Raw genomic sequence first — 6301 nt, forward strand, 5'->3', positions numbered from 1 at the left:
GGTTAATGGCCGGTGAACGCCTTATCCCTGCTCCCAAGCGCAAAAAGAGCGGCGGGGCAAAAGCCCCGCCGCCCGGTTTTATTGAGTAATCTCAGCCGCTTATTAGCGGAGAAGCTGGAGCACGCTCTGCTGCGAGGTGTTGGCCAGCGACAGCGCGGAGACCGCGATCGACTGGCGGGTCGACAGTGCCTGGCTGTTCGCCGCTTCGACGTTGGTGTCGGCCAGGGTCAGGTTCGACGAGCCGGTCTGCAGCACGTTGATCAGGTTCTTGTTGAAGTCCTGACGGATCTGCACAACCGAGAGGTTCGAACCGAGAGCCGAGGCTTCCGAGCGCAGCGTGCTCGACGCGGCGTTCAGGTTGGTCAGCACGCGGTTGGACGCCGCGTTGTCGATGAAGTCGACGCCGACCGTCAGCGAGGCAAGGCCCAGACCCTTGGAGTTGTAGGTCACGCCGGTGATGTTCAGGCTCGACTTGCCGGTCTCGTCGAACACCAGCTTGAGCTGGTCGCCGTTCAAGAGGTTCACACCGTTGAACGAAGAGTCCTGCGAGGTCGTGTCGATCTGGTTCAGGATGTTGTTGTACTGAGACACCAGGTTGGCACGGGCCGTCTGGGCAACTGCGTCCTGGACCGGGCTGGAAGCCGTCGAGAACGTCAGCGCCGAAGTCAGCGTGCCGCCGATCGCGCCGCCAGCAACGGTGGATCCGATTGTCGAGGACGCGTAGTCGTTGGAGGCGGTGATGGTCAGCAGGCCGTTCGCGTCGATCGTGGCGGCGAGGTTGTTGGCCTGAAGCTTCGAGTTGAGCTGATCGAGCGTCTTGACCGAGCCATTGGTGCCATCGCCGAAGGTGACATTGACCGCCGTGCCGCCGTTGAAGGAGGTGAAAGTCAAGGTCTTGCCGGCGATGCCGCCGATGCCGGAGGTGCGGGCCGCGGTGAACGCTGTTGCCGTGCCGGTGTTACCCGCAAGACCGAGCGCCGCCAGTGCGTTGCCGGTGCCGGTGATCGCCAGGTCGGCATTGACGCCGGTGGACAGCTTGAGCTGGCCGGAGATGTTGATCGTCGACGGAGCCTGACCGACCGCAGTGGCAAGCGTACCACCGCCGCTGCCGTTCAGGGTGAACGTCTGCACGCCGGTCGCGAAGTCGATCGCCTTCAGCAGATCGTTGATCGAACCGCCCTGCAGGTAGACTGTCGAGTTGCCGTTGCCGTCGGTCTGAACGTTACCGCTGACGCCGAAGCCTGACGCAACTGCCGGAGCGTTGGACGAGCCCGGGACCGGCGCATTCTTGAAGGTGATGACGTGACCATCGACGTTCAGCGACGAACCGTCCTGAAGCAGCGATCCGAGGGTGGTTGAGCTGGTCGTACGGGTCGCAGTGACCGTCGCATTGCCGCCGCCCGTTGCGGTCGTCAGACCGAGTTCTTTCAGGAAGTCGGCCTTGCCCGTGACGGACAGGTCCGCACCGGTCGAGCTCTCGAGGGTCACGACACCGGCGGCCGCAGACGATGGCGTCGCAGCGGAGGCCGCGCCGATCGTCGCCGCACCGTTGGTGATCGTCGAGGTCTTGACGCCGCTGGCGAGGTCGATCGCGGTCAGGACGTCGCCGACGGTCGCAGCCGGAGCCGCGTTGGTGCCGATATAGACGGTGGTGTTGCCGTTGCCGTCGGTGACGAGGTTGCCGCTCACGCCCGAGCCGGTCGGAACGGCCGCCTGGGCCGGAGCCGCACCAGCGCGGAAGGTGACGGTCTTGCCGTTCACCGTCAGCGTGTCGCCGTCGGCGGGCGCCGTGGCGAGCTTGGAGGCGGCGGTGGTGCCGAGCAGCGTAATCGCGCCGGTCAAGGCCGTCGAACCGTCGGCTGCGTACACCGTGCTACCGGCGCCCGAGACCGAACCCTGCGGTGCGCCGAGGGTCGTCGCGCCGCTCGCAGCGTGGGCGCCGCCCGCGGTGCCGTCATACAGCACGTTGCTGGCAGCCGTCGCGCTGGCGAAGGAGGTCGTGCCACGCAGGTCGGCCGCCGTGGCACCGGAGATCGTGGTGGAGACGTTGGATTTGGTGGAGTAACCGACGGTGGTCTGCAGCGCCTGGTTGGCAATCGACTTCGCGCTGTCGATCAGCTTCTGCAGCGAGGTCAAGCCGGTGTTGGCAGCCTGCAGCACCTGCACGCCGTTGGCGATGCCATCGAGCAGGTTGTTGATGTCGCTGGCGCGGTTGTCGAGCGACTGGGCAGTGAAGAAGTTGGTGGGATTGTCCAGAGCCGAGTTGACGCTCTTGCCGGTCGACAGACGGTTCTGTGTGGTGGCGAGGAGGTCGGCGGTGGACTGGAGAGAGAGCAGGTTCTGACGAACCGACGCAGAGAGAACAATACCGGACATGACTCTTACCCTTCTGGCTTACGCGTCTTCGTTCGATCGCTTCTGGATCGAGTGACGGCCACAGGGTGCGCCGACATGGCTAACAAAGGGTGAAAGATGGCTCGCTGTCATAAGCGCCGGTTCACCATAAACCATTGTGGCGCACCGGCATGCGTTGCAATCAGGCTGAAATCGCTTGCGATTTTCTTCGCTTACTCCCCGTTAACCATAACCGCTGGTTACTTTTACGATCCCTCCCCGCTTCCTCGAGCACCTGATGGCGAACAAAAAAGCGGCGGGGCCGAAGCCCCGCCGCCTCTATCTTGCTTGCGATGTCGTCCGCGACTTAGCGGAGCAGCTGCAGCACGCTCTGCTGCGACTGGTTGGCCAGCGACAGCGCGGAGACCGCGATCGACTGGCGGGTCGACAGCGCCTGGCTGTTCGCCGCTTCGACGTTGGTGTCGGCCAGCGTCAGGTTGGACGAACCGGTCTGCAGCACGTTGATCAGGTTCTTGTTGAAGTCCTGACGAACCTGCACGATCGTCAGGTTCGAGCCCAGAGCCGAAGCTTCCGAGCGCAGCGTGCTCGACGCGGTGTTGAGGTTGGTCAGCACCTTGTTGGTGGCAGCGTTGTCGATGAAGTCGACACCGCTGGTCAGCGAGGCGAGGCCCAGACCCTTGGAGTTGTAGGTCACGCCGGTGATGTTCAGGCTCGACTTGCCGGTCTCGTCGAACACCAGCTTGAGCTGGTCGCCGTTCAAGAGGTTCACACCGTTGAACGAGGAGTCCTGCGAGGTCGAGTCGATCTGCTGGAGGATGTTGTTGTACTGGTTGACCAGGTTGGCGCGCGCCGTCTGGGCAGTGTTATCCTGCACTGGCGTGGACGCCGTCGAGAACGTCAAGGCTGACGTCAGCGTACCGCCGATGGTGCCACCCGCCGCCGCGGAGCCAAGCGTCGAGGATGCGTAGTCGTTGGTCGCGCTCACCGTGAGCAGACCGTTGGCATCGATCGTCGCCGTCAGGTTGTTGGCCTGAAGCTGCGTGTTGAGCTGATCGAGCGTCTTTACAGTCCCATTGGTGCCGTCGCCGAAAGTCACGTTGACCGGCGCACCGTCATTAAAAGACGTGAAAGTCAGCGTCTTTCCGCTGATGCCGCCGATGCCGGAGATGCGTGCTGCGGCGAAGGCCGAGGACGTGCCGGTGTTGCCCGCAAAACCGAACACGGACAAGGCATTGCCCGTTCCCGTGATCGACAGGTCGGCATTGACGCCGGTCGAGATCTTGAGCTGCCCCGAGCTGTTGATCGACGAAGCCGTCTGGCCCGCGGCCGTCGCAAGTGTACCGCCACCGCTGCCGTTGAGCGCAAAGGTCTGAACGCCCGTTGCGAAGTCGATGGCTTTCAGGAGATCGGCGACCGTCGCGCTCTGCAGATAGACCGTCGAGTTGCCGTTTCCGTCGGTGACGACATTGCCGGAGACGCCCTGGGTCGACCCCAGTGAGGCCGCGGCCGGTGTCGACGCATCCTTGAAGGTGATGACATGGCCATCGACATTGAGCGTGGATCCGGCCTGCACGAGCGAACTCGTCGTGGCCGAACTGGTCGAGCGCGCAACGTGGATCGTCGCGTTGCCCGAGCCGGTAGCGCTCGTGAGCCCGAGTGCCGCGAGATCATCGGCCTTTCCAGTGATGTTGAGGTCAGCGCCCGTCGTGCTGCGCAGGACGATCGTTCCGGGCGGTATGCCCGACGGCGTTACGCCAGGCGGGTTTGTCACGCCTGCGGTGCCATTGGTGTTGGTCGTGATCGCGACGCCGCTTGCGAGGTCGAACGCCGTCACGAAGTCGTAAGCGGTGGTGCCGGCATTGAGATAGACGATCGAATTGCCGTTACCGTCGTTGACGACGTTATGGTAGACGCCGCTCGCGGTGCCCGCGAGACTGGCCGCGGCCGGCGTGGCTCCTGCCTTGACCGTGACTGTCTTGCCATTCACCTCGAACGTATCGCCGTCGGCGAATTTGCTCGCAGCCTGCAACGTCAACGCACCGGACGCGCCGTAGATCAGCGTGCTCGAGCTGATGGCGGCGGCCGAGTTGTCGGTCAGATGGGCGCCGGTCAGGACTCCCTGCGAACCGCCCAGCGTGGTTGTCGACGTCGCCGCCGTTGTGCCGCCCGCAGCCCCCGAGTAGAGCACGTTGCTGTCGGCGGAGGCACTTGCGTAGGACGTCGTGCCGCGCAGGTCGGCCGCCGTCGCGCCCGAGATCGTCGTGGAGACGTTGGATTTGGTCGAAAAGCCGACCGTGGTCTGGAGCGCCTGGTTGGCGATCGACTTCGCAGAGTCGATCAGCTTCTGCAGCGATGTCAGGCCGGTGTTGGCCGCCTGCAGGACCTGCACGCCATTGCCGATACCATCGAGCAAATTCCCGATGTCGCCGGCGCGATTGTCGAGCGACTGCGCCGTGAAAAAATTGGTCGGATTGTCGAGCGCCGAGTTGACGCTCTTGCCGGTCGACAGACGGCTCTGAGTGGTGGCGAGAAGATCGGCAGTCGATTGAAGCGATAATAGATTTTGGCGCACCGACGCCGAGAGAACAATACCGGACATACTCACCCTTCTGGGAACGCGTCTACGGCCACGATTGCAATTGATCGCATTGGCCGGACCACCATCGGACCTGAGTTTTTAAGAAACCATTGAAAGGAGAATCGGAAAGCCAAAAAGAAAGCGGCGGGGCCGAAGCCCCGCCGCCCTTATCTTGCTTGCGATGTCGTCCGCGACTTAGCGGAGCAGCTGCAGCACGCTCTGCTGCGACTGGTTGGCCAGCGACAGCGCGGAGACCGCGATCGACTGGCGGGTCGACAGCGCCTGGCTGTTCGCCGCTTCGACGTTGGTGTCGGCCAGCGTCAGGTTCGACGAGCCGGTCTGCAGCACGTTGATCAGGTTCTTGTTGAAGTCCTGACGAACCTGCACGATCGTCAGGTTCGAGCCCAGAGCCGAAGCTTCCGAGCGCAGCGTGCTCGACGCGGTGTTGAGGTTGGTCAGCACCTTGTTGGTGGCAGCGTTGTCGATGAAGTCGACACCACTGGTCAGCGAGGCGAGGCCCAGACCCTTCGAGTTGTAGGTCACGCCGGTGATGCTGAGGCTCGACTTGGCGGTCTCGTCGAACACCAGCTTGAGCTGATCGCCGTTCAGCAGGTTCACACCGTTGAACGAGGAGTCCTGCGAGGTCGAGTCGATCTGCTGGAGGATGTTGTTGTACTGGTTGACCAGGTTGGCGCGGGATGTCTGCGCAACCGTGTCCTGGACGGGGCTGGAAGCCGTCGAGAAGGTCAGAGCCGTGGTCAGCGTGCCGCCGATCGAACCACCTGCGGCGCTCGAACCGATGGTCGAGGACGCATAGTCGTTGGTGGTCGAGACCGTCAGCAGGCCGTTGGCGTCGATCGTCGCGGTCAGGTTGTTGGCCTGAAGCTTCGAGTTGAGCTGATCGAGCGTCTTGACCGTACCGTTGGTGCCGTCGCCGAAGGTGACGTTGACCGCCGTGCCGCCGTTGAAGGAGGAGAAGGTCAAGGTCTTGCCGGTGAGGCCACCAACGCCGGAGGTACGGGCCGCAGTGAACGCGGTCGCCGTGCCGGTGTTGCCGGCGAGGCCGAGCACGTTCAGCGCGTTGCCGGTGCCCGTGACCGACAGGTCGGCATTGACGCCGGTGGACAGCTTGAGCTGGCCGGAGGCGTTGATCGACGAGTTGGTCTGGCCGGAGGCAGTGCTCAGCGTCGCCGCACCGGCGGCGCTGATCGAAGCGGTCTGCGTGCCGGTGGCAAGGTCGATCGCGTTCAGCACGTCGGTGACCGAGCCGCCTTGGAGATAGACGGTCGAATTGCCGGCGCCGTCGGTCTGGATGTGGCCGTTGACACCGAAGCCGGTCGCAATCGCCGGAGCGTTGGACGAGCCGGG

At 63.7% G+C, this 6301-nt stretch carries 3 protein-coding genes; all 3 read right to left on the bottom strand.

Going from position 1 to position 6301, the window contains the following annotated elements:
• Positions 1–102 precede the first annotated feature (102 nt).
• Entirely contained in the window at positions 103–2376 is a 2274-nt protein-coding gene (locus M2427_RS24575) for a DUF1522 domain-containing protein (protein ID WP_280709335.1), read from the bottom strand.
• Positions 2377–2701: 325 nt separating this feature from the next.
• Complete coding sequence (locus M2427_RS24580) at positions 2702–4954, bottom strand: DUF1522 domain-containing protein (protein ID WP_280709336.1); 2253 nt, start codon at positions 4952–4954, stop codon at positions 2702–2704.
• A gap of 174 nt (positions 4955–5128) precedes the next feature.
• On the bottom strand, positions 5129–6301 hold a 1173-nt coding region (locus tag M2427_RS24585; RefSeq protein ID WP_280709337.1), incomplete at its 5' end, for a DUF1522 domain-containing protein.

The sequence above is a fragment of the Bradyrhizobium sp. BR13661 genome, assembly GCF_029892425.1.
Classification (GTDB): Bacteria; Pseudomonadota; Alphaproteobacteria; order Rhizobiales; family Xanthobacteraceae; genus Bradyrhizobium.

Bases quoted from the DNA above. Each gene is read 5' to 3' on its own strand.
- M2427_RS24575 (WP_280709335.1), bottom strand. From the start codon at position 2,376: ATGTCCGGTATTGTTCTCTCTGCGTCGGTTCGTCAGAACCTGCTCTCT.
- M2427_RS24580 (WP_280709336.1), bottom strand. From the start codon at position 4,954: ATGTCCGGTATTGTTCTCTCGGCGTCGGTGCGCCAAAATCTATTATCG.